At 38.1% G+C, this 21,772-nt stretch carries 19 protein-coding genes; 4 read left to right on the plus strand and 15 right to left on the minus strand.

What is annotated here, in order from left to right; translation table 11 throughout:
* Window positions 1–585 precede the first annotated feature (585 nt).
* Together ACLIBH_RS10250 and ACLIBH_RS10255 are read right to left on the minus strand one after the other, a co-directional pair.
* On the minus strand, window positions 586–1,278 hold the full coding sequence (locus ACLIBH_RS10250; RefSeq protein WP_439316619.1) for an amino acid ABC transporter permease: 693 nt from the start codon (window positions 1,276–1,278) through the stop codon (window positions 586–588).
* A gap of 377 nt (window positions 1,279–1,655) precedes the next feature.
* Window positions 1,656–2,567, minus strand: a complete 912-nt coding sequence (locus ACLIBH_RS10255) for a transporter substrate-binding domain-containing protein (RefSeq protein WP_439316620.1) — start codon at window positions 2,565–2,567, stop codon at window positions 1,656–1,658.
* Window positions 2,568–2,811: 244 nt separating this feature from the next.
* Here ACLIBH_RS10255 and ACLIBH_RS10260 point away from each other — a divergent pair, with 244 nt between their 5' ends.
* A complete protein-coding gene (locus ACLIBH_RS10260; protein WP_439316621.1) occupies window positions 2,812–4,758 on the plus strand; it encodes a heavy metal translocating P-type ATPase in 1,947 nt (648 codons plus the stop codon).
* Between the two features lie 94 nt (window positions 4,759–4,852).
* Here the strand turns inward: ACLIBH_RS10260 and ACLIBH_RS10265 are convergent, their stop codons facing one another.
* The 7 genes from ACLIBH_RS10265 to ACLIBH_RS10295 all read right to left on the minus strand — a co-directional run bounded on the left by ACLIBH_RS10265 (window position 4,853) and on the right by ACLIBH_RS10295 (window position 10,007).
* Entirely contained in the window at window positions 4,853–5,680 is an 828-nt protein-coding gene (locus tag ACLIBH_RS10265) for a YihY/virulence factor BrkB family protein (RefSeq protein ID WP_439316622.1), read from the minus strand.
* Between the two features lie 21 nt (window positions 5,681–5,701).
* Window positions 5,702–5,977 (minus strand): YtxH domain-containing protein, encoded by a 276-nt coding sequence (locus ACLIBH_RS10270; RefSeq protein WP_439316623.1) that lies wholly within the window; start codon window positions 5,975–5,977, stop codon window positions 5,702–5,704.
* A gap of 17 nt (window positions 5,978–5,994) precedes the next feature.
* Window positions 5,995–6,465, minus strand: coding sequence for a low molecular weight protein-tyrosine-phosphatase (locus ACLIBH_RS10275; protein WP_439316624.1), 471 nt, complete (start codon window positions 6,463–6,465; stop codon window positions 5,995–5,997).
* 126 nt (window positions 6,466–6,591) lie between these two features.
* A complete protein-coding gene (locus ACLIBH_RS10280) occupies window positions 6,592–7,257 on the minus strand; it encodes an SOS response-associated peptidase (RefSeq protein WP_439316625.1) in 666 nt (221 codons plus the stop codon).
* Between the two features lie 46 nt (window positions 7,258–7,303).
* A complete protein-coding gene (locus ACLIBH_RS10285; RefSeq protein WP_439316626.1) occupies window positions 7,304–7,801 on the minus strand; it encodes an RDD family protein in 498 nt (165 codons plus the stop codon).
* Window positions 7,802–7,804: 3 nt separating this feature from the next.
* Entirely contained in the window at window positions 7,805–8,797 is a 993-nt protein-coding gene (sppA, locus tag ACLIBH_RS10290) for a signal peptide peptidase SppA (RefSeq protein WP_439316627.1), read from the minus strand.
* 337 nt (window positions 8,798–9,134) lie between these two features.
* Window positions 9,135–10,007, minus strand: coding sequence for a CAP domain-containing protein (locus ACLIBH_RS10295; RefSeq protein ID WP_439316628.1), 873 nt, complete (start codon window positions 10,005–10,007; stop codon window positions 9,135–9,137).
* Window positions 10,008–10,476: 469 nt separating this feature from the next.
* Here ACLIBH_RS10295 and mreBH point away from each other — a divergent pair, with 469 nt between their 5' ends.
* From mreBH to ACLIBH_RS10310, 3 genes are all read left to right on the plus strand, one after another.
* Window positions 10,477–11,484: a rod-share determining protein MreBH gene (gene mreBH, locus ACLIBH_RS10300; protein ID WP_439316629.1), complete on the plus strand. Its 1,008-nt coding sequence runs from the start codon at window positions 10,477–10,479 to the stop codon at window positions 11,482–11,484.
* A gap of 472 nt (window positions 11,485–11,956) precedes the next feature.
* Complete coding sequence (locus ACLIBH_RS10305; protein ID WP_439316630.1) at window positions 11,957–13,120, plus strand: CaiB/BaiF CoA transferase family protein; 1,164 nt, start codon at window positions 11,957–11,959, stop codon at window positions 13,118–13,120.
* Window positions 13,121–13,124: 4 nt separating this feature from the next.
* Entirely contained in the window at window positions 13,125–14,309 is a 1,185-nt protein-coding gene (locus tag ACLIBH_RS10310; protein WP_439316631.1) for an acyl-CoA dehydrogenase family protein, read from the plus strand.
* A 155-nt stretch (window positions 14,310–14,464) separates the two neighbouring features.
* Here the strand turns inward: ACLIBH_RS10310 and ACLIBH_RS10315 are convergent, their stop codons facing one another.
* The 6 genes from ACLIBH_RS10315 to ACLIBH_RS10340 all read right to left on the minus strand — a co-directional run bounded on the left by ACLIBH_RS10315 (window position 14,465) and on the right by ACLIBH_RS10340 (window position 21,387).
* On the minus strand, window positions 14,465–14,785 hold the full coding sequence (locus tag ACLIBH_RS10315) for a DUF3870 domain-containing protein (RefSeq protein WP_439316632.1): 321 nt from the start codon (window positions 14,783–14,785) through the stop codon (window positions 14,465–14,467).
* A gap of 119 nt (window positions 14,786–14,904) precedes the next feature.
* Window positions 14,905–15,651: an IclR family transcriptional regulator gene (locus ACLIBH_RS10320; RefSeq protein ID WP_439316633.1), complete on the minus strand. Its 747-nt coding sequence runs from the start codon at window positions 15,649–15,651 to the stop codon at window positions 14,905–14,907.
* A gap of 115 nt (window positions 15,652–15,766) precedes the next feature.
* Window positions 15,767–16,933 (minus strand): saccharopine dehydrogenase family protein, encoded by a 1,167-nt coding sequence (locus tag ACLIBH_RS10325; protein WP_439316634.1) that lies wholly within the window; start codon window positions 16,931–16,933, stop codon window positions 15,767–15,769.
* Window positions 16,934–17,033: 100 nt separating this feature from the next.
* Window positions 17,034–18,530, minus strand: a complete 1,497-nt coding sequence (locus tag ACLIBH_RS10330) for an aldehyde dehydrogenase family protein (protein ID WP_439316635.1) — start codon at window positions 18,528–18,530, stop codon at window positions 17,034–17,036.
* Window positions 18,527–20,209 (minus strand): thiamine pyrophosphate-binding protein, encoded by a 1,683-nt coding sequence (locus ACLIBH_RS10335; RefSeq protein WP_439316636.1) that lies wholly within the window; start codon window positions 20,207–20,209, stop codon window positions 18,527–18,529. The genes ACLIBH_RS10330 and ACLIBH_RS10335 overlap by 4 nt, the downstream gene beginning before the upstream one ends.
* On the minus strand, window positions 20,206–21,387 hold the full coding sequence (locus ACLIBH_RS10340; RefSeq protein ID WP_439316637.1) for an aminotransferase class I/II-fold pyridoxal phosphate-dependent enzyme: 1,182 nt from the start codon (window positions 21,385–21,387) through the stop codon (window positions 20,206–20,208). The genes ACLIBH_RS10335 and ACLIBH_RS10340 overlap by 4 nt, the downstream gene beginning before the upstream one ends.
* Window positions 21,388–21,772: the final 385 nt, after the last annotated feature.

Genomic DNA, 21,772 nt, shown 5'->3' on the forward strand with positions numbered 1-21,772 from the left:
AAAACCTCTCTTTGTATTCGTTAATTTTAGTATTGATTCCTACCGACCGCAGTAGATATACACTACGCTTAATTCTTTCAAAGTAAATTGAGATATGATATTTTTCATTTAAGGACCTCTTTTCTTTAGTTAGTTGTGTTGTCGTAACTTAACTATACAAAAGAGGGTCCTTTTTTTCATGGAACACGACTAAATTATCCCTAGATGATGTACCCACTCCCAGTTGATTGTAACGGAAGGTGGTGACTCCTGCGGGAATAGCACGCGTCTGAAGACCCTGCAGGAAGTGGTTTTCTTCCGAAGAGGCTGAAGCCGTGCCCGCGGAAAGCATCCACCTGCAGTGAAAATCAACGGTGTTATTCATGTGTATATCGTTCGAAGTAAAATTGATCACATATTATCTAGTTAGATTCGTACATCTGTTCCCCCACAAACATTTTACTCATACTGTCCACTCAGTAGATAATGGATAATCTCATTGTCCTTGCATGACATTAGAAAATTGATAAACCTAGAGAGCCAAAGCCACTGAAGATGTCATAACCCCCTCCACTTTCAACACAACTTTAAACGCATGCTAATCTATCAATTAGATGTTAAATATTTACTGTATCGCACTTCAAGACGTTCTTGAAAGAATGAGATAATTGTACAAAGCGGCCAATAAATTAAAGCAATTAACACGTATAATGTCATTGAATCAAATTCACGCCCAGCAACAATTTGTGCCCTTTGAAAAAGCTCTGGAACCGTAATTACTGCTGCAAGAGATGTCGCCTTAATAATATCCAAAAATACATTTGTAAGCGGTGGAACAGCAATCCTTGTCGCTTGTGGGAATATGATCTTTCTTAATGTAACTACGTAATTTAAATTCAATGCTTTCGCCGATTCCCACTGCACCTTATCCACACTATTTAACGCTGCACGGTTTATTTCAGCAATATAGGCCGCACTATTTAAACCAAAACCAAGTGACGCAGCTGCAAGTGCTGAAAATTCAATCCCAACAATTGGTAACCCGAAATACAGTATAAATAAAAATACAAGCATGGGCGTACCGCGCATAAAAGAAATATACATCCGAGCTGGCCAGCGGAATAGAAGTATTTTTGAGCTACGAGCCAAGGCTAAAAATATCCCAAGAGCAAGCCCGATGCCCATACCAGTAAAGGATACGAATAATGTCATTGGCAGTCCACCGAGTACGAAGGGCAAGCTTCTCAATGCTAGCTCGATATCAAATAAACCACCAAAATTAAACCCATTAAAATCCATCTGCTATCCCCTCGTATAGTTTATTTAAACATTAAGTTTAGCCTATTTATTCTAATTCATTTTGGAAATATCCAGACTTTATAGCTCCGTCATCTTTCACTGCAGGCAGACGCTTTCCACGGGCAAGGCTTGAGCCTACTCACTCGCAAAGAGCGCTCAACGTGGGGCCTCAAGACGCATGCTTTCCCGCTGGATTCGCCACCTTCCATTCCAAAATAACTCAATTTGCATGAAGCAAAAATAGCTCTTAAATCTTTTTATGCATTCCAGTATTTACGTTTAATTACTGGCTTAATTTAGTGTTGTCTTTTCAGCATATTTGTTCCTTGATATCTTACTATTTAATTCGCTTTCTCTGGACAAATCACTTCAGGTTTTTATAGTTCAAGGCCTTCTATTTCAATAATAGCTTCAGTCTGTCTTTGTGATGCATCCTCTTTATAAAACATTTCTGCAAGTTCTGTTAATGTCCCGTCTTTTCGCATCTCCTCAAGTGCACCATTAATCCGTTCACGAAGTTCATCTGCACCTTTTGGCATAATTACAGCTGTTTCTGTCGGATTGAACATTAAATCAGGATGTAGCGTTATATCGAAGTCTGGAAAAGCTGCAACACCAAATTTACATAAAAAATAATCATTAATAACAACATCTGTTCTACCATTATCTACGTCTCGTAAATAAGCTTCATTTCCAGCATTACCATATGTAACTACTTCTGCTCCATAATGCTCTGCAATTTGACTGTATATTGTTGTTGCTCCGCCACCAGCCTTTTTCCCTTCTAAATCTTCTAATGATTCAATGCCGGAGTAATCTCCCTTCCGAACGACCATCGTCGAATAGGAGTATTTATATGGTTCACTAAAGTCAAATTTCTCTGAACGCTTGTCTGTTATTTCAATATCATTTGCAGCTACGTCAATTCTCCCACTATTAATAGCTGGCAACATTCCATCAATACCCATTATTTCAAAAGATACATCAACACCTAGCCTGTTTGCAATTTCACGCATAACCTCCACATCGAAGCCAGTTAACTCGTCTACATTCTCCCCTTCACCATCAAAATAAGATGCAGCAATTAAAGTTCCTGATGTGCCTACTACCAATTCACCGGCTTCTTCAATTTGACTCCAAGCTTCATCTACTGTGTCTTTGTTACTTTCAGCATTGTCGGCTTCAATATGATTATCTGTACTATTTCCTTCGTTAGCATCCTCAGCACCACAACCAGTCAACAGACTAATAAAACCCAAAAATAAAATTAAAAAAAATACTCTTTTCACTATGATCTCCCCTTAATATAAATTGTTACATATAAAACACAATTGTGATTGTAACAGTTTAACCCAATGTTATCAATAGTTATTATAAACTGTTTTATAAAAATAAAAATCTGTTTAGTAATTAGCTATGAAACGTAATGTCTTGACTTTACTAAGATTAATGGTATTATAATTATTACTTATTAATAATGATTATAATTAATTGAAAATGATTCTTGTTATCATTTATATAGGAGGGTATGAGATGTCTACTAAAGCAAATGCAATACAAATAGAAAAACAAAAAGAACATTTAAAAAGAGACAAACTGAACCACATTTATAAAGAGCACGGTGAATTAATTGCTGCTATTGCGAGTGGAATTATTATATTAGCCGCTTGGTTATTAGAAAGCCATCTTCCTCTCGCTGTTTTTTCAGGAATGCATATCGCTGCTTTTATTATAGGCGGGTATGCCAAAGCTAAAGAAGGAATAACTGAAACGATAAAAAATAAAGAGCTAAATGTGGAGCTACTAATGATTTTTGCAGCAATCGGATCAGCAGCAATTGGTTTTTGGACAGAGGGCGCAATTTTAATATTTATTTTTGCTCTTGCCGGTGCGCTTGAGACGTATACAATGAACAAAAGTAACAAAGAAATCTCCGCACTTATGGAACTCCAACCTGAAGAAGCGTTGCGAATTACCAACGGAATAGAAAAGACCGTTCCCGTATCTGAGCTCGTAATTGGTGATGAGATTTTTGTACGGGCAAGCGAACGTATTCCTGCAGATGGGGTAATCATTAAAGGTAACACAGCAATTGATGAAAGTGCTATTACAGGAGAATCGATACCTGTTAACAAAGCAATCGATCAAGACGTATTTGCAGGAACGGTCGCAATGAATGGTTCAATTACTGTTAAGATTACAAAAAATGCAAATGAAACGTTATTCCATAAAATTATTCAAATGGTTCAGCAAGCAAAGGAAGAAAAATCAAAAGTTCAGTTGTTTATTGAAAAATTCGAAGGAACATATGTAAATATTGTTATTGTAACTGTTATTGTAATGATGTTTTTACCTTATTTACTTTTTGATTGGACACTCACACAAAGTATATACCGTGCAATGGTGCTGCTCGTTGTCGCATCTCCATGCGCACTCGTCGCTTCTATTATGCCAGCCACTTTATCTGCTATATCAAATAGTGCAAAGAATGGTGTATTATTTAAAGGTGGTGTACACGTTGAAAACTTCAATAATATGAAATTATTCGCCTTTGACAAAACCGGGACGCTAACAAATGGAAAACCAATCGTTACCGATGCCTATTTCGATCCAAACTATGATGAAAATCTTCTCGTATCGACTGTAGGAGCAATCGAAAATGAATCTACGCATCCACTTGCACGCGCAATTACATCGTACAGCTTAAAAGAAGAAAAAAATCGGTACTTCATCAAAAATAGCACTGTTGAAAATATGAAAACGGTTGGTGGAAACGGCGTAGAAGCAACTGTTCGGGGAGAAAAGTGGCACATTGGGAAATCTGACTTTGTCGGAAAAGATCTAGCCGAACAGTTTCAGGAAGGAATCGCTGCACAATTAGCTAAACAAGGAAAAACAATTGTATTTGTTAAACATGCCGAAAAAGTCGTAGCCCTGTTCGCTTTAAAAGATACGATTCGAAACGATGCGAAGCAAACGATCAAAACATTGAAACAGCACGGTATCGATACAATTATGCTTACTGGCGATAATGAAATTACCGCTCGAGCCGTTGCGGAAGAAGTTGGAGTCGATCGTTACATTGCTGAATGTTTACCTGAGGATAAAGTAAAAGAATTGAAGCGTCTAAAGAAGCAGTATAAACAAGTAGCTATGGTTGGAGATGGAATAAACGACGCGCCAGCGCTTGCAACAGCAAATGTCGGAGTGTCAATGGGCGAAGGTACCGATGTAGCATTAGAAACAGCAGATATCGTCTTAATGAAAAATAACCTATCCAAAATTACGAGTGCGATTGATTTATCAAAGCGAATGAACCGAATCGTAAAGCAAAATGTATTTTTTTCATTAGCTGTAATTGTCACCTTAATTTTTTCAAACTTTTTTCAAATAATTGATTTGCCGTTAGGGGTAATTGGTCACGAAGGAAGTACAATAATAGTAATTTTGAATGGATTACGTTTGCTAAAACAAACATAATATTAACGTCCGATAAGTAATAGGAAAAATGATATATGGTTCCATGATTCGACTAGTGATGATTGGAGCCTCACCTCTATCGATTAACATAAGTCTATATCCTCACCTCATTACTAGTACGATGTAAAATTGCATTTATAACCCCGCCTACGACTATGATTATTCCTGTAATATAAAACCAGATCATTAATACGATTACTGTACCTAAACTTCCATAGGTTGCTGAATAATTACCTAACGTATTTACGTAATAAGAGAAGGCAAAGGAAACGAATTGCCAGCCAAATGTTGCAAACATAGCTCCCCAAACAGCATCTCCAAGACGCACTTTTTTGTTAGGTGCTAACATGTATAAAGCTAATAAAACGATAAAGAACACGAGTGAAGACACAATCCAACGTAACATATTCCATATTTGTAAAAAGTTGTCCGATAAATTTACAAATGAAAATAAATAAACACCGATCATTTTTCCAAATACCGGCAGCAATAACGCTATACTTATAACGACGATCATTGCTATTGTCAAAGCAATGGCTATAAGCCGTGCAACAACAAAGGAGCGATCCTCTTCCACTTGATACGCTTGATTAAATGCTCTCGTAATTGCATTAACTCCGTTAGAAGCTGACCATAGCGTTCCGATAATCGTAATCGACAACAAGCTCCCGTTTTTCGTATAAACGAGCTGCGTAACATTTGCTTGAATTAATGTAATGATTTCCTCAGGAGCATATCCTCTAAGGAAATCAATAACTGTATTTTCATCAATTGGCAAATAACCTAACAATGTAATTAAAAATAATAAAAAAGGGAAAAGTGAAAGCAGGAAGAAGTAAGCAAGCTGCGCAGATAAACCGAGCACGTCTGCCTCTATAATTTGCGTATACAATTGTTTAACAAAAAGTTTCATCCTGCTCATTCATTCCCGCTTCCTTTTCGTTTATTTTTTAAGAACTTTAGTTAATGTATTTTCTACTTGCTCAAGAGCATTAATTGTATTTTGTGCCTCATTGTTAATCGTATGATTCACTTGTTGCACACATTGTTTTAAACTATGTACAGCTTCTGCAGGATTAGTAAAATAAGATGCTGTTGCAGCTTTCGTTTCGCTCCATTTGTTTTTCGTATAGTCTCGAGTATTCTTATCAAATAAAGATACTACCCCACCTACTATTGCGCCAATTAATACTCCAGTACATAAATTGCGTTTTCCCATTATTAACCTCTCCTTATTTATATGCTTTCATGTTCTTTAATATATGTTAGTAAATTTTTGCACCCATTGGAAACAAGCTCATATGTGTAATTAAAATTACCGGTATAATAAGGATCCGGTACATCTAATTCTGCTGGATCGACTACAAATTCCATAAGCCTTTTAACAACTGGGCCTTCCTCTTGTTGGAAAAAGTCTTTTAAATCGTCCATATTTTGCGCATCCATTGCAATAATATAGTCAAAGGAATTCCAATCCTCTTTATGCACTTGCCTTGCTTTCATCCCTTCATAGCTAATTTGCTCACGTTCTAATATGTCTCTTGTCCCATGGTGTGGAGGCTTACCTACATGCCAGCTACCAGTTCCTGCTGAATCTACTTTTATTTTCCCCTCTAGTTGTGCTTCACGTACATAATTACGAAAAATTGCTTCAGCCATTGGTGAACGACAAATATTCCCTAAACAGACGAATAACACACGGATCATTCGTAAACACCTTCCTTCAATTAATAGAACAATACGCCCTAAATATTCCGCTAACCTCACTTTAATGTTTCTCAGATCACTGCTAATCATTAACACTTTCATGCAATCCGTTCATATTTAGCAATGTTATTCACTTGCCTCAATACACTTTTTATCATCATTTTTTGCTGTATTTACATACGTGCTAACTGAATAAGCGGTTAATGGATCAAATTTAACCGATTGTAAAAATTGAACGGATTGCTCCGGCTGCCACGCTTCTGCTTCAATCCATGAATCTTCTTTATCTTTTGGCAAGATGATCGGCATTCTGTGATGAATAGGCTGCATGAATTCATTAGCTGTAGTCGTTAGCATTGTACACGTAAATAATGTTTTTTCACCTCGTACCCATTTGTCCCATAAACCGGCAAAAGTAAACAACTTTCGATCACGAAGCTGGATTCTTTGGGGTACTTTACCAGCCTCTGTTTTCTTCCACTCGTAAAAGCTATCAGCAACTAGTAAACATCTTTTTCGTGACATAAGCCGTTTAAAGCTCGGCTTTTCATGTGCTGTTTCACTTCTTGCATTAATCATCTTATAGCCGATCTTCTCATCCTTTGCCCATGAAGGTACGAGACCCCAACGCAAATATCCAGCTCTTTTTTTCTTTCCATCATTAATGATTGCTAATACGTTTTGCCCTGGCGCTATATTATAACTAATTCCGTATTCTTCTATCGCATGTTCAATAGAAAATTCTCTTCTTATTTCCAGTTCATCAGCAAGCAGTGTATACCTCCCGCACAAAAGGGATCCCTCCTATGAGTCGATTATTTGGATTGCTTCTAGACTGTTAATTAATATGAACAACTCTTGTATTTCCAAACATATCATGTATCCCTTGCTTTTCAGATGTAAAAGCTACAACAAGATACAAAATAGCCGTAATGAAAATAACTCGATGTATAAACCGTCCAATCACTTCTCTAAAAAATAAATCACTCCACGTTAACGGCTCATTATTTTCATTAATAACGCGCAATCCAAAGATCATTTTTCCAACTGTTTGCCCATACAATTTCGTCATGATTAGAAAGTAGATATAAGATAGCACGCCAGCTAAAATACCATTTAGCGTCCAAAAGCCAATATCGATAACGAACCCATCGTTGAAAAATTTTAAAGGGCTAAGTACTATACCATTAATGCTAAAAACAATAATTAAATCCGTAACATACGCCCAAAACCGCATCCAAAACCCTGCATATCGATACTCATTCGGTCGAGAGTGCTCCTCATGTACGGATAATTCTTCTGACTCATTTCTTTGATTATCGTCCAATTTAAACACCCCTTACCTTGAGTATAAATACATTGCGCGCGGACTCTCCGACTCTCTTAACAATGTCATAATTCGTACCAATTCGGAATCCGATTTCAGTATACTTTTCATAGAAATTCCTAGCATTCCCCAAAACCCAAGCTCAGAATCATACTCAACGACTTGTGCGCCTGATAAATCATAGTCTTCGATCATCATATTTATTGTGTCATCCAATGTACCTAAGTCATCAACAAGGCCATTATTTACAGCTTGCTTACCTGTATAGATTCTTCCATCACCAAGCTCACGAACCTTTGCCTCTGTCATTCCTCTGCCATCGACGATAACATCGACAAAGTCATTGTATATTTCATCAATCATCGTTTGCAAAATTTGCCTCTCTTCATCTGTCATTTCACGAGAAGCTGACATAATATCTTTAAACTCACCACTTTTTATCGTATTAAAATCAACACCATATTTTTCCGCTAAATCGGCGAAATTTATGCTTTCCATTATGACACCGATTGAACCGGTAATCGTTGCTGGATGAGCAACAATTTTATCTGCAGGTGCAGCAATATAATACCCTCCAGAAGCTGCTGTATTGCCCATCGATACATAGATAGGCTTTTCATGCTCTGTTTGAATTTCAACAATTTTTTCGTAAATTTCTGCGCTTTCTACAACTCCCCCACCTGGTGAATTAACTTGTAAAATAATACCATCAATGGACGGATCTGCTCCTGCCGCTTCAATCATTTGTAAAAATTGTTTATGATTATATGTAAGTGTACTCATAAATGGATTTTCTCCAAGATCTTGAATAACTCCATTTACATTTAATACAACTACTTTATCCCCCATTCCTTCAACAAGCACATTTTCCGTAAAAAGACTTTCTTGTGGAGCAAATAAATTTTCAAATTGATCCGATGCAACACTTGTTGCAAAACGAAAGCCAATTGAAATGAATAACAATGCTGCAGCTAGCAAAATGGCTAACCATCTCTTTCCATTCATACGATGCATTCCTCCCTTGTTCATGTAGTTTTAGCTACTGTAAAAAGCGTACACTAAAACATTATCAAATACTAATTATACCAATTCCTTAAATAATTTTAAATTAGTGCTTTATTACACGTTCCAAGTACATATTTGTATGGACAATTTTTAAATTAGAAAGCCCCTTATTGGATTGTATTATCTTCAATAAACGTAGTAATTTTCTGCAATCGGCTGTGACGGAATCGACCTTTTCGTAAGCAATAAATTATTGTACATAAAAAAATCAGGCACTATTCACCCTCGCGAATGAATTGCCTGATTTCTTTAGATCCAGCTTCTATAAGCTATACAATTACTTTCCGATAAATTGTTGTGTCCAATGATTTCCTTGTTTAACATACCCAACACCAATGTGTGTGTAGTTTCCGTTCAATATATTTGCACGGTGACCTGGGCTATTCATCCAACCCGTAACTACTTCTTGTGGTGTACGTTGCCCTTTCGCAATATTCTCCCCAGCAGTTCGATAGCTAATTCCATAGCTTCTCATCATATCAAATGGTGAACCGTACGTCGGGCTATTATGGTCGAAATAACCATTAACGGCCATATCGCGTGATTTTTCACGAGCAACTTTACTTAACGCTGTATCTATTTTTAAAGGTGCTAACCCTTGTTTCGCTCTTTCGTTATTTGTTAGTTCAACAACTTGGATTTCAAATTGACTGAGCTGACCGTGTTGTTCATTTGTTGGTTGTTCTTGTTTTGGTTGTGTTGGTTTTGGTTGTGGTGCTGGTGCTTCCTGTTTTGGTTGCTCTGGCTTTGGCTGTGGTGCTGGTGTTTCTTTCTTTGGTTGCTCTGGTTTTGGCTGTGGTGCTGGTGTTTCTTTCTTTGGTTGCTCTGGCTTTGGCTGTGGCGCTGGTGTTTCTTTCTTTGGTTGCTCTGGCTTTGGCTGTGGTGCTGGTATTTCCTGCTTTGGCTGCTCTTTTTTAATATTCCAATGGATGTTCTTTCCCCAGTTCGGAAGATATTTATTTAGTATACTTTCCCAATTTTCCCATGAGCCTTCCTGCCACTTTCCATTAATAGAATAATAGACTTTTTTACTATATATAGGACTCTGAGCTTGATCTGCTTTTGCAGATGCATCTACAGAATGTTGAAATGCTCCACCAAACAATAGTGCGGTTGATAACGCTGATACGATACCTATCTTTTTAAACATGTTTGAAACACGCTCCTTTGTTTTTTGTTTTGCAAAATAATCATAGCATACGATTTTTGTAATATTTGTGGCTTAATTTTCCAAAATACGTAAATAGAGTGACCTACTCAAAAGTAATTTACTAAATCGTTATAAACTAATAGTTTCGTAGTTCCCTAAATTTACGTGAATAGGATAAAACATAATAAAGTGGTGAAAATTGCCAGCAAATGATGGTTGACACACTTTGAATTCCACTGTTTTTGTTACATTAGAGCTTTTTTGTAATGAAAATGTTACTTGATTTCTGACCTTAAGCTAAACTAATTTATTAATAGGCAGAAAGATTCAATTGAGAAATTAGTTCGTTGTTTACCCCCAAAAATAAACGGGTATTATAGAAACACTGTAAATATAGGGGCTGCATACTAAATTAAAATTGAAGCAATCCTGCGAAATAAAACGATCCTACATCACGGGAGGGAATTACATGTTATCGCATGCAGAAATAGGGATTGATCTCGGTACAGCGAATGTACTCGTTTATACAAAACAAAAAGGCATCGTTTACAACGAGCCATCTGTCGTAGCTATGAATATGAATACGAAAGAAGTAATTGCAGTTGGTGCAGAAGCTAAAGAAATGGTCGGAAAAACTCCAAAAGATATTATCCCTATACGCCCATTGAAAGATGGTGTTATTGCGGATTATGATATTACAGCGCAAATGCTTAAGGTAGTTTTAAAGAAAATTAGCAAACGGATTGGTTTATCAATGAGAAAGCCGACTGTTGTCGTTTGTACACCATCAGGGAGTACAGCAGTAGAACGGCGCGCTATCCATGATGCAATTTCAAGTTATGGTGCAAAGCAAGTTCATTTAATAGAAGAACCGATTGCAGCGGCAATTGGAGCAGATCTTCCAGTAGATGAACCAATTGCTAATGTTATTGTCGATATTGGTGGTGGAACTTCAGAAATCGGCATCATTTCATTCGGTGGTGTTGTCTCGTGTCGGTCAGTACGTATCGGGGGAGACAAAATGAATAATGAAATCATTCAGTATATACGCAAAAAACATAACGTATTAATCGGGGAGCGTACAGCTGAAAATGTACTTATGGAAATTGGCTACGCACATCCAAATCATAAAGAGCAAACAATGGAAGTGCGTGGCAGAGATATGGTAACAGGTTTACCAAAGACCGTAGCAATTACTTCTTTTGAGGTGTACGACGCCTTACAAGAGTCGTTGGAGCAGATTTTAGAGGCGATCCGTTCAACATTAGAAGATTGTCCTCCGGAATTAAGTGGCGACATCGTAGATAACGGCATTGTTTTAACAGGTGGCGGCTCTATGTTAAATGGGATAAAAGAATGGCTTTCTAATGAAATACATGTACCCGTACACCTTGCTCCAAACCCATTGGAATCGGTCGCTATAGGAACTGGCAAAGCGTTGAAGATGATTACAAAGCTACAAAAAGTTGCCAAATAAAAGCGCCATCTAAATAATTTCGCTAATTAGTTAAGACACTGCCCGCAGAAAGAGAAGCATATGTCAACGGCGGTAAACGCACCAAATTTAAAATTGAATAATACGACTAGGGTATTTTATTCAAGATTGTAAATAACACCCACAAATACGTGACTCAATCTAAAGCGAAAGCAGCATTTACAATATTTTCAGAATACGCTATACTAGTGATAATCATTATTTACTTAATGATCTGAAAAAACTAACTGCCTAACTTGCTTACATTTCTACTCCAGGAATGTTCCAGCAAGTAAAAGCCAGTTCATATTAATTACAGCAATCTCTGTAATTAGTTTGAATTGGCTTTTTTTGTATTTTATGGTGATCGAAAAAACATTTATATAATCGCCTATCCTAAACATTCGACAACCTATTACTTGTAAGCGATCGCCACTTCTTTTAAACCAAAATTGAATAGAAAGGAGGAAAAAACTTGGCAGGAGCATTAAGCAATATAAAGATTTTAGACTTATCTCGAGTATTAGCAGGACCTTATTGTACGATGGTTCTAGGTGACCTAGGCGCCGAGGTTATTAAAGTAGAGGCACCTGGCGGAAGTGATGATACACGTAAATGGGGACCTCCTTTTAAAAATGGAGTGAGCGCTTATTATTTATGTGCCAACCGAAACAAAAAAAGTATAACGGTTGACTTAAAGTCTGCATCAGGCATTCAGCAAATTAAACAATTAGTTAAAGAAAGCGACGTTATTGTTAACAATTTTAAAGCGGGCAAAATGAAACAGTTTGGAATTGATTATGAAGTTCTCTCCGAAATAAATCCGCAAATCGTTTATTGTTCCATTACAGGATTTGGAGAAACCGGCATTTATCGCGATTTACCAGGCTATGATTTTATTATTCAAGCAATGAGCGGACTAATGAGCATTACTGGTACAGACCAATCGGGACCACAAAAAGTTGGTGTCGCAATTACCGATATACTCACCGGACTTTATGCTTGTATAGGAATACAAGGCGCATTACTAGAAAGAACGCAATCTGGTAAAGGACAGAAGCTGGATATTTCACTATACGATGCGGCAGTAAGCTCGCTTATCAATATAGGTAGTAATTATTTGATGTCAGAAAAAATACCTGTCCCGCTTGGTAATGAGCATGCAAACATCGTTCCTTATCAAACATTTTATACAAACGATGGTCAAATCGTCATCGCTATCGGTAACGATAACCAATTCCGCTTATTTTGCAGAAAAGTTTTACATACACCTGAGCTTGCTGAAGACAAACGCTTCTTAACGAATCCAGATCGAGTAAAATATAGAAACGAATTAATTCCTTATATTCAATCGACTTTAAAGGAAAGATCGACTGCCTATTGGCAAGAACAATGCAGATTAAACAACATTCCTTGTGGTCCAATTCAAAATATTTCAGAAGTTGTACATGACCCACATTTGCAAGAAAGAGAAATGTTCATTGATTACGAACACCCTACTGCTGGTTCGATTAAAATGATCGGTAGTCCGTTAAAACTTTCAAGAACACCTACTACCTTCCGGCATCATCCTCCAAATGCGGGGGAGCATAATGAAGAAATTTTATCCTATAAAAAAATAGAAGAAACGAGGAGATAGACAAATGGACTTTAATTTTACAGAAGAACAAAAGATGTTACGACAAACCGTTCGTACTTTCGTTGACAAAGAAATCATGCCTTATATTGCTGAGTGGGATCGTGAGGGAAAATTTGACCCAGCAATCATTCAAAAGCTCGCTGACCTTGGCTTAATGGGAGTCTGCATTCCGGAACAATACGGCGGAAGTGGGATGGATTATAATGCACTTGCCATCGTTTGCGAAGAGCTAGAGCGAGGCGATACAGCATTTCGTACGGCAGTTTCTGTACATACTGGTTTAAATAGTATGTCCCTCTTACAGTGGGCGAATGAAGAACAAAAGCAAAAATATCTTGTTCCTCAAGCGAAGGGAGAAAAAATTGGCGCATTTGGTCTAACTGAACCAGGGGCAGGCTCTGATGTAGCTGCTCTGCAGTCAACTGCAGTTAAAGACGGCGATTACTATATTTTAAACGGTCAAAAAACGTGGATATCTCTATGTGATACTGCCGATCACTTTTTAGTATTTGCATACACTGATAAAGCAAAACGGCATAAAGGAATTTCTGCTTTTATCGTTGAAAGAACATGGGACGGATTTTCTTCAAAAGCAACAAAAGGGAAGCTCGGGATACGTGCCGGTAATACAGGAGAAATATTTTTCGAAAATATAAAAGTACCGAAAGAAAACTTGCTCGGAGAAGAAGGAGAAGGCTTTAAAATTGCGATGTCGTCCTTAGACAATGGGCGCTTCACCGTTGCTGCTGGAGCCGTTGGCCAAATTATGGCTTGTTTAGAGGCAAGCGTTGAATATTGCCATGAACGTGAAACGTTTGGTAAACCAATCGGGAAACACCAGCTCGTTCAACAAATGATCGCCCACATGGAGGCCGGAATGCAGATGAGTCGATTACTCGTTTATCGGGCTGGCGAATTAAAAAATGAAGGAAAACGAAATACGCGCGAAACATCACTTGCTAAATGGCAAGCATGCGATTTTGCCAACAAAGCCGCAGATGATGCCGTACAAATCCATGGGGCGTATGGATTTTCCGATGAATATCCAGTTGAGCGATTTTTACGTAATTCTAAAGCGCCAGTTATTTATGAAGGTACGCGGGAAATTCACACCATTATGCAAGCTGAATATGCGCTAGGATATCGAAAGGATAAACCACTATCGAAAATGCTACCTGCTTGGGAGTAGAAATAGTCTACAATATAGGAAGTATTGATTTGTGCAATCTTATCCCCAATAACCGTACTAAAGCATAAAATAAAAAGAACGCATCCATCCGATTAAATTATCGCTGTGTGCGTTCTTTCCTACTTTAAATAAAAACATAAAAGTCGAATATGATTTTACATCTCTTTCCCTGCGCTATATGCTTCATATTGCTTATATAAATCTTTTATCGCTGATTCAATTGCACTCCCTGCTTTTCCTAAGTAATGATCTCTAATTGCATGAACAGGTTGCTCGATTCCATCCTTTAAGCTATAGCCTTTTAATAATTGTTCAATAAATTCACGCCCATGCATTGTTGCTAATGTACAGCTCGTTGTTACAATTACACCATATTTTTTATCGATCTCCGCTGTTATCGTTAATGTTTCATAAATACTTTTCGCAGCCATACCAGATGGCAGCCGTGCATGCCCTGCAATAAAAACTGTGTTCATTGTACCCACTCCATCACTTTAGTTATGCATCGCCGTCAATCTGTACACGAATAACTATTTAATCTGTATCGAGCGTAGCTGTTTTTTTACTGTTAATCCTTCAATATCGCATTTGTTACTTACTCAGCAAATCGGTACCCGAGCTTCCGGGAAATTTCTTGCGCTGTTTTCTCCGATTCACGCTTAATTTCTAGTAACTTATCTCCTTCAAAATAGGTGGACAGTCCGCTCACTGCAAGCGATGCAATCACACGCCCTGTGAAGTCAAAAATAGGATAAGAAATTCCAGTAGTGTCGCGATCCTGTTCACCAACGCTATAGGCATACCCTACTGTACGAATTCTTTCTAACTCCTTTATAAGTTCTTTTCGATTCGCAAAGGATGCTTCTTCAAGCAGCTTATTTAATTGTTGCTCTGGAAGGTGTGCGAGTAACATTTTAGGCCCAGAGCCAATATGCAATGGTGCGCTTTTTCCAACTCTCGTATTTAATCGTAATGCTCGCGTACTATCTACTTTTTCAATATATATTGCTTTGTTCTGGTTGACGATAACTAAATGAACGACTTCATTTATTCTTTTCGCTAGTGCTTCCATACTAGGTAAAGCAAGCGCTCGTAATTCAAGTCTTTCTGAAACGAGCTGACCTAACTCTAATAAACGCAACCCTAGCCCATAGCGACTATCATGAGCTGAAGATTTCGTTTTATATAAAAAACCACTCTTCTCAAGTGTTGTTAAAAGACGATAAGCAGTTGGCTTTGGAATGTTCGCCTGAATGGAAATATCTTGTAGTGTTAATTCTTTTTGTTCTTCTTTCGTAAAAAGTTCGAGCAATTGAAGAGCCTTTGCAACACTTTGATTCATCGAAATAACTCCTTGTTTTATACGTTCTACCTTTATATAATAAACCTTCTATTTTGAGTAGAAAATTTCCCTCTCCATATTCAGGGAGAGGGATGTATTCATCGTATTCCTATTTTTATAGTGCTAATTTTGTCTGCTTTTTAATCTCGTGGATTACGACACCCCGTCGCTTCATTTCTTGAATATAAGCCTCTCCGGGAACGATTTGTTCCGGAGGATAAACACCCCGTTTATTAATTGTGTCGTTCCCGATCATCTGAGCTACAACAGAAATCGTATTCGCTGTAGCTCTAGCCATTGCTGTTACATTATCGTTACGGTCTTTATACGTAATCATTTCATACGCATATGTTACCGCTTCCTCATTTTTCTCACCAGAGACGATGACTCGAAGCAATACAGCATCATCTTTATCATCCAATTCTACGATCGGGTCGAGCACTTTTAATAATACATCTCGAGGGCTAATCTTTTGTCCATGCAAATCAATCTCATAATCTTTGTTTGTTAAATTTAAATCAACGAGTAATTTGAACTTCTCTGCATGCCCAGGGTAGCGGATTGTTTTGTATTCGAGCGTATTTAAATCTGGATAGGATAAAGATAGCGTCGAAGTACCACCCGATGTATGAAAAGCTTCCAATGGGCCAAATTTTTCAAAATAAATCCGTTCCACTTCAGATAGAGAAGGTATCTCTTGCTTAATTCCATTTCGGATAATTAAGGATGGGTCTGTATAATGATCAAACACACCTTCCATTGAAAAAACGTGATTGTATTCAAGTGGCGGCTCAGGCTGAATAGGAATTCCACCTACGTATAGCTTAATTGAATCTACCTTATCTAATTTGCTTGCACCATAGCCAGACAATATGTTTATCATACCGGGTGCAACACCAAGGTCAGGTATAATCGTCACATTTGCAGCGTTTGCTGCTTTATCAAGTCTTAATACTTTATCTGTCATATGACCGATATGGCCGCCAAGATCAATGGAATGAACCCCAACTTCTATTGCTGTTTTGGCAACAATTTCGTTAAATGAATAAAATAATGCATTAATGACGACATCGAATTGTTTCATGAAAGCAGCAAGCGCTTGCTCATCACTCGCATTGACAGCATACGGTGTTAATTTGTCTGATTGCAACTGATCACAAACGATTTTAGCACGATTATAATCAATGTCAGCTAATCCAACAGCATTTACACCTTCACTTAATACTAAATCCCTTGCAGCTTCTTTCCCCATCAATCCAGAACCTAATACACCTACTTTCATTCCATCCACTCCCTAATTGATTAAATTTCAACATAAGAAAACCATTTTGCACGTACCCTCTCTAACGATCATTTTCAACTCACTTTATAATTCTAGTCTATTAATCTACATCAATTTGTGCTCGTTGTAGCTTACCACTATAATCCACGTAAATCGCCTTCCACTCTGTAAAGACATCAAGTGCTTGCACGCCTGAATCACGATGGCCATTTCCGGTTCCTTTTGAACCACCAAATGGCAGATGAATTTCTGCTCCTGTCGTCCCAGCATTTACATAAACAATTCCCGTATCTAAATCGCGCTGGGCTTTAAATACTTGATTAACATCCTTTGTGAAAATGGAGCTGGATAATCCGTAGGTCACACTATTGTTTACTTCAATTGCTTCCTCAAAGCTTTTAACTGGGATTAAGGATACGACTGGACCAAAGATTTCTTCCTGTGCAATTCGCATATCTACCGTTGCATCGGTAAACAACGTTGGTGCAAAATAATTTCCGTTAGCATACGTACCGTCCGTTAATTCATGCCCACCTGCAAGCAGTTTTGCCCCTTCATTTTTACCAATTTCAATATATTTTTTAATCTTTTCTATACCGGCCTCGTTAATGATTGGGCCAACTTTTACCGCTTCATCCATACCATTTCCAATAGATAGGTTGCGCATTTCCTCTAATAGGCGTTTTTCCAATTCTTCTTTTACATTTTCATGGACGATTACCCTGCTGCAAGCCGTACACCTTTGCCCACTCGTACCAAACGCACTCCACAAAATCCCTTCGACAGCTAGATTCAAATCGGCATCGTCCATTACAATAACCGCATTTTTACCGCCCATTTCTAATGATACCTTTTTCAATTGACGGCCACATTCCCCGGCAATATGACTCCCTGTTTCATTAGATCCAGTAAAGGAAATAACTCGGATATCATTATGCTGAACCATCGCATCGCCTACAGTTGAACCTGAGCCAAAAACAACATTAATAATTCCTTTCGGTAAACCTGCTTCTTCATATATCTTCGCTAATTCATACGCCATAATTGGAGTTTCTGTAGCAGGCTTCCAGACAACCGCGTTGCCTGCAATAATAGCAGGGAAAGACTTCCAAGTAGCAATGGCAATTGGAAAGTTCCAAGGTGTAATAATACCAACGACCCCAATAGGTGCCCGCACACTCATCGCGAACTTATCTTTTAATTCTGCTGGAGTCGTTTGCCCAAATAGGCGACGCCCCTCTCCAGCCATATAAAATGCCATATCTATCCCTTCTTGTACTTCTCCACGAGCTTCTTCTAGCACTTTTCCATTCTCCATAGTTAAAAGCTTAGAAAGATGTTCTTTTCTCTCTTTCATAATAATTCCTACTTGATAAAGTACTTCTGCTCTTTGTGGAGCGGGAACAAGCGCCCATTCTTTTTGCGCGACTTTAGCAGCAGCAACTGCATCATCTACACTCTCTTTTGTTGATAGTGGTACGTTTACTACTGCTTCACCAGTTGCAGGATTAATCACAGGTGTTGTGCGCTCAACGTCTATCCATTCACCGTTAATATAATTATTTAATACATTTACATCTAATAATGTTGTTGTCATTCCTTTTTCCTCCTTGAAGTGTTGTTCATTGCGTTTTTTCTAATTTGTTCAATTGTGGAGCCAGCCGCTATTTGCTCTTTCTCCGTTAAAATTTCTATCATTGCGGGTACACTTTTTTCTAATGCTGTTTCCAATGCTGTTGAAAATTCCGCTGCCGTTCTCACAAGGTACCCGTCCGCTCCCATGCTTTGAGCGAGCTGTACAAAAGAGACGGTTCCTAAATCGGTTGCAACTACTTTCTCAGGATAGTGCATTTCTTGATGCATTCGAATCGTTCCATACATATTATTATTAAAAACGAGGCTTATTACTGGAATGTTGTAACGAACGGCTGTTTCCAATTCATTCGCTGTCATCATAAAGCCACCGTCTCCAGATAACGCAACGACCGTTTTGTCTTGTTTAGCTAATTGCGCACCGAGTGCTGCCGGAAGTCCATATCCCATCGCTCCGGAAGTCGGCCCAACATACGTGTGCTCTTGTGTAAACGAATAATACGTATGCAGCCAACTTGCAAAGTTCCCCGCATCATTTGTAATTAGAGCATTTTCCGGTAACTTTTCCTTTAAAATAGATATAACATGTTTATTAATTACGGCAGTAGAATCTAAGGTAAGAGTACTTGCCTTCTCGAATACGTTCCGCTTCTCTTTTGCCCAATCCTTCCATGTTTCCTTTATGTCCAGATCATTGAGGTGTTTCAACGCCTCTTTACTATCTGCAACAATGCCAATTTCCGGAGCAACTGTCTTTCCTATTGTCTCATAATCAATATCAATATGAATTAATTTTTTATCGGGAGTAATAATCGAATAATCCTGTGTTGTCACTTCAGAAAGACGTGTCCCCAGTGCTATGATAACATCCGCTTCTTTTACCGTTTCTAAAACATTTTTATTCGTCCCAAGTCCAAGATGCCCTGTATATAAATGATGATCATTCGGAAAGACATCTTGTCGTCTGAAGGCTGCCATTACAGGTAATGAGTTTTTCTCTGCAAATTGCTGAAGCAATGATTCAGCCTGAGCGAGTTTCACTCCGCCTCCCGCAATTATGAGCGGACGACTAGATTCCTTTAATAAACTGCTTACTAGCTTTATTTCTTCTGTAGATGGAGCAGGTCTTGGAATCATTGTTCGTGGGCCAAAGTACATGTCAGCTCGTTTAGGCAAAACATCCTCCGGCAATGAAATAACGACAGGGCCAGGTCTTCCTGTTTGAGCAATTCGAAAAGCCTTTTCGACTATTTCTGGCATTCTTTCTGCATCTTTAACCTCTACTGCCCATTTTGTAATCGGTTGAAAAAACCGATCGAGATCAACTTCTTGGAACCCTTCTCTGCCTCGGAATTTACTATGTACCTGTCCAAGAAACACAATCATTGGCGTTGAATCCTGGTATGCTGTATGCACACCAATCGTTAAATTTGCTGCACCAACACCTCGCGTTGCCATCACAACTCCCGGCTTTAGGGATGCTTTTGCATATCCTTCTGCCATGAACGCCGCTCCACCTTCATGTCTTGCTGATATTACTTGTATCTCTGGAGTATCGTGAAAAGCATCCAATACAGGCAAATAGCTTTCACCAGGAACACAAAAGACCCGTTCTACATTTTCCTTTTTTAAACATTCAATAATGGCTTGTGCCGCTGTTAGCGTTTTCATTACTTTTGTCAATTTTTGTCCACCTCCTTAATATTCAGCTTTTGCAGGCGCAATACAGCTTCTTTTAGTCGTTCTTCAGTTACCGTTAAGGCAATGCGCACAAAACCTTCTCCGTTTTTTCCAAAAGCAGATCCCGGAGTCACGATAACACCCGCTTCATCCAGCAAATAATTGGCAAACGATAAAGATGAGAACCCTTCAGGTACTTCTGCCCATACAAAAATTGTTCCCTTCGGTCGCTGCGCACGCATTCCAAGTGATCCTAACACATTATATAACGTTTCCATTCGCTTAACGTAAATGTCGTTGTTTAAGGATACGGATTGCAAGTCGCTATTCAGTGCAACTGCTGCTGCTTTTTGAATTGGAACATATTGGCTTGTGTCGATATTACTTTTTAATGTTGCCAATGCCTGAATAACTTCTTTGTTTCCAACAACATACCCAATTCTCCAGCCTGTCATATTAAAGCTTTTAGATAACGAACCAAATTCAACTGCATATTTTTTAGCACCTGTTACTTGAAGCACACTTGGAGCCTTGTACGAATTAAAAGTGATTAAATCATACGCTGCGTCATGGGCAAGCAAAATATTATTCGTTTCCGCATATAAGACTGCGCTTTCAAATGTAGGTAATTCAACCGTAGCAGCAGTTGGATTGGCAGGATAATTTAAGAACATTACCTTCGCTTTTTCGGCCACCTGCTCACTAATTTGATTGAATTGCGGTACGTACTCATTTTCTTTATCTAATGGAAGTGACACTGCTTTACCACCAGCCAAATGCACGGCTGCTTTATACACTGGATAACCTGGATCAGGGATTAGCACGATATCTTCCGGATTAATTACAGCATGAACAAGGTTAGCAATCCCCTCTTTTGAACCGATCAATGCTAGTACCTCAGTATCTGGATCAAGATTTACCCCATAGCGTTTTTCATAAAAATGAGCAACTGCCTGTTTGAATTCATCGCAGCCACTGAACGGTGAATATCGATGATTTGCAGTATTTTTTGATTGATTAAACAGTTCGTCAATAATAAACTGAGGCGGCGATAAATCAGGAGCACCAATACCTAAATCAATTACGTCAACCCCATTCTTTTGAAGTACCTTCTTTTTTCTTTGAAACTCGGAGAATAAATACTCAGGCAAACGTTGTACCTTTTCAGAGACAAAACGCATTTTTGATCCTCCCGATTTCATTTAGTGAAACATTATTTCATATTCATATAATGAGTATATAGTAAAATTTCAAAATATTCAATTGTTATTTTATGTGCGATTGCGTTGCGTATTTGTGGCGTATATTTAAAATGCTTAAGAACATCCTTCTAGGCTGCAACGGTAACACAACATTGAACGATGAAAAAGAATTTGATTATTTCAAGGAAACAAATTTTGCAGTTGAAGAAGTTAAGTCATTACACACAAAAAATAAAACCAGATCCGTCAATGGCTTACGCTTAATTTATCCTCACCGATTGAAACGAGCGTATAAAAAAAGTGGAGAAATTCTGGTTATCTCCACTTATAACAATTTAAGTTTTTTCACTACGCCCTTTAAATT

The organism is Virgibacillus sp. W0430 (assembly GCF_051846935.1).
In the GTDB taxonomy this organism is placed as follows: domain Bacteria; phylum Bacillota; class Bacilli; order Bacillales; family Amphibacillaceae; genus JBPYCR01.

Coding starts and splice junctions, on each gene's coding strand:
- ACLIBH_RS10265 (WP_439316622.1), bottom strand. CDS start 5,680: ATGAGCAGGATGAAACTTTTTGTTAAACAATTGTATACGCAAATTATA.
- ACLIBH_RS10340 (WP_439316637.1), bottom strand. CDS start 21,387: ATGCGTTTTGTCTCTGAAAAGGTACAACGTTTGCCTGAGTATTTATTC.
- ACLIBH_RS10325 (WP_439316634.1), bottom strand. CDS start 16,933: ATGAAAGTAGGTGTATTAGGTTCTGGATTGATGGGGAAAGAAGCTGCA.
- ACLIBH_RS10295 (WP_439316628.1), bottom strand. CDS start 10,007: ATGTTTAAAAAGATAGGTATCGTATCAGCGTTATCAACCGCACTATTG.
- ACLIBH_RS10260 (WP_439316621.1), top strand. CDS start 2,812: ATGTCTACTAAAGCAAATGCAATACAAATAGAAAAACAAAAAGAACAT.
- ACLIBH_RS10310 (WP_439316631.1), top strand. CDS start 13,125: ATGGACTTTAATTTTACAGAAGAACAAAAGATGTTACGACAAACCGTT.
- ACLIBH_RS10315 (WP_439316632.1), bottom strand. CDS start 14,785: ATGAACACAGTTTTTATTGCAGGGCATGCACGGCTGCCATCTGGTATG.
- ACLIBH_RS10330 (WP_439316635.1), bottom strand. CDS start 18,530: ATGACAACAACATTATTAGATGTAAATGTATTAAATAATTATATTAAC.
- ACLIBH_RS10270 (WP_439316623.1), bottom strand. CDS start 5,977: ATGGGAAAACGCAATTTATGTACTGGAGTATTAATTGGCGCAATAGTA.
- ACLIBH_RS10250 (WP_439316619.1), bottom strand. CDS start 1,278: ATGGATTTTAATGGGTTTAATTTTGGTGGTTTATTTGATATCGAGCTA.
- mreBH (WP_439316629.1), top strand. CDS start 10,477: ATGTTATCGCATGCAGAAATAGGGATTGATCTCGGTACAGCGAATGTA.
- ACLIBH_RS10320 (WP_439316633.1), bottom strand. CDS start 15,651: ATGAATCAAAGTGTTGCAAAGGCTCTTCAATTGCTCGAACTTTTTACG.
- sppA (WP_439316627.1), bottom strand. CDS start 8,797: ATGAATGGAAAGAGATGGTTAGCCATTTTGCTAGCTGCAGCATTGTTA.
- ACLIBH_RS10275 (WP_439316624.1), bottom strand. CDS start 6,465: ATGATCCGTGTGTTATTCGTCTGTTTAGGGAATATTTGTCGTTCACCA.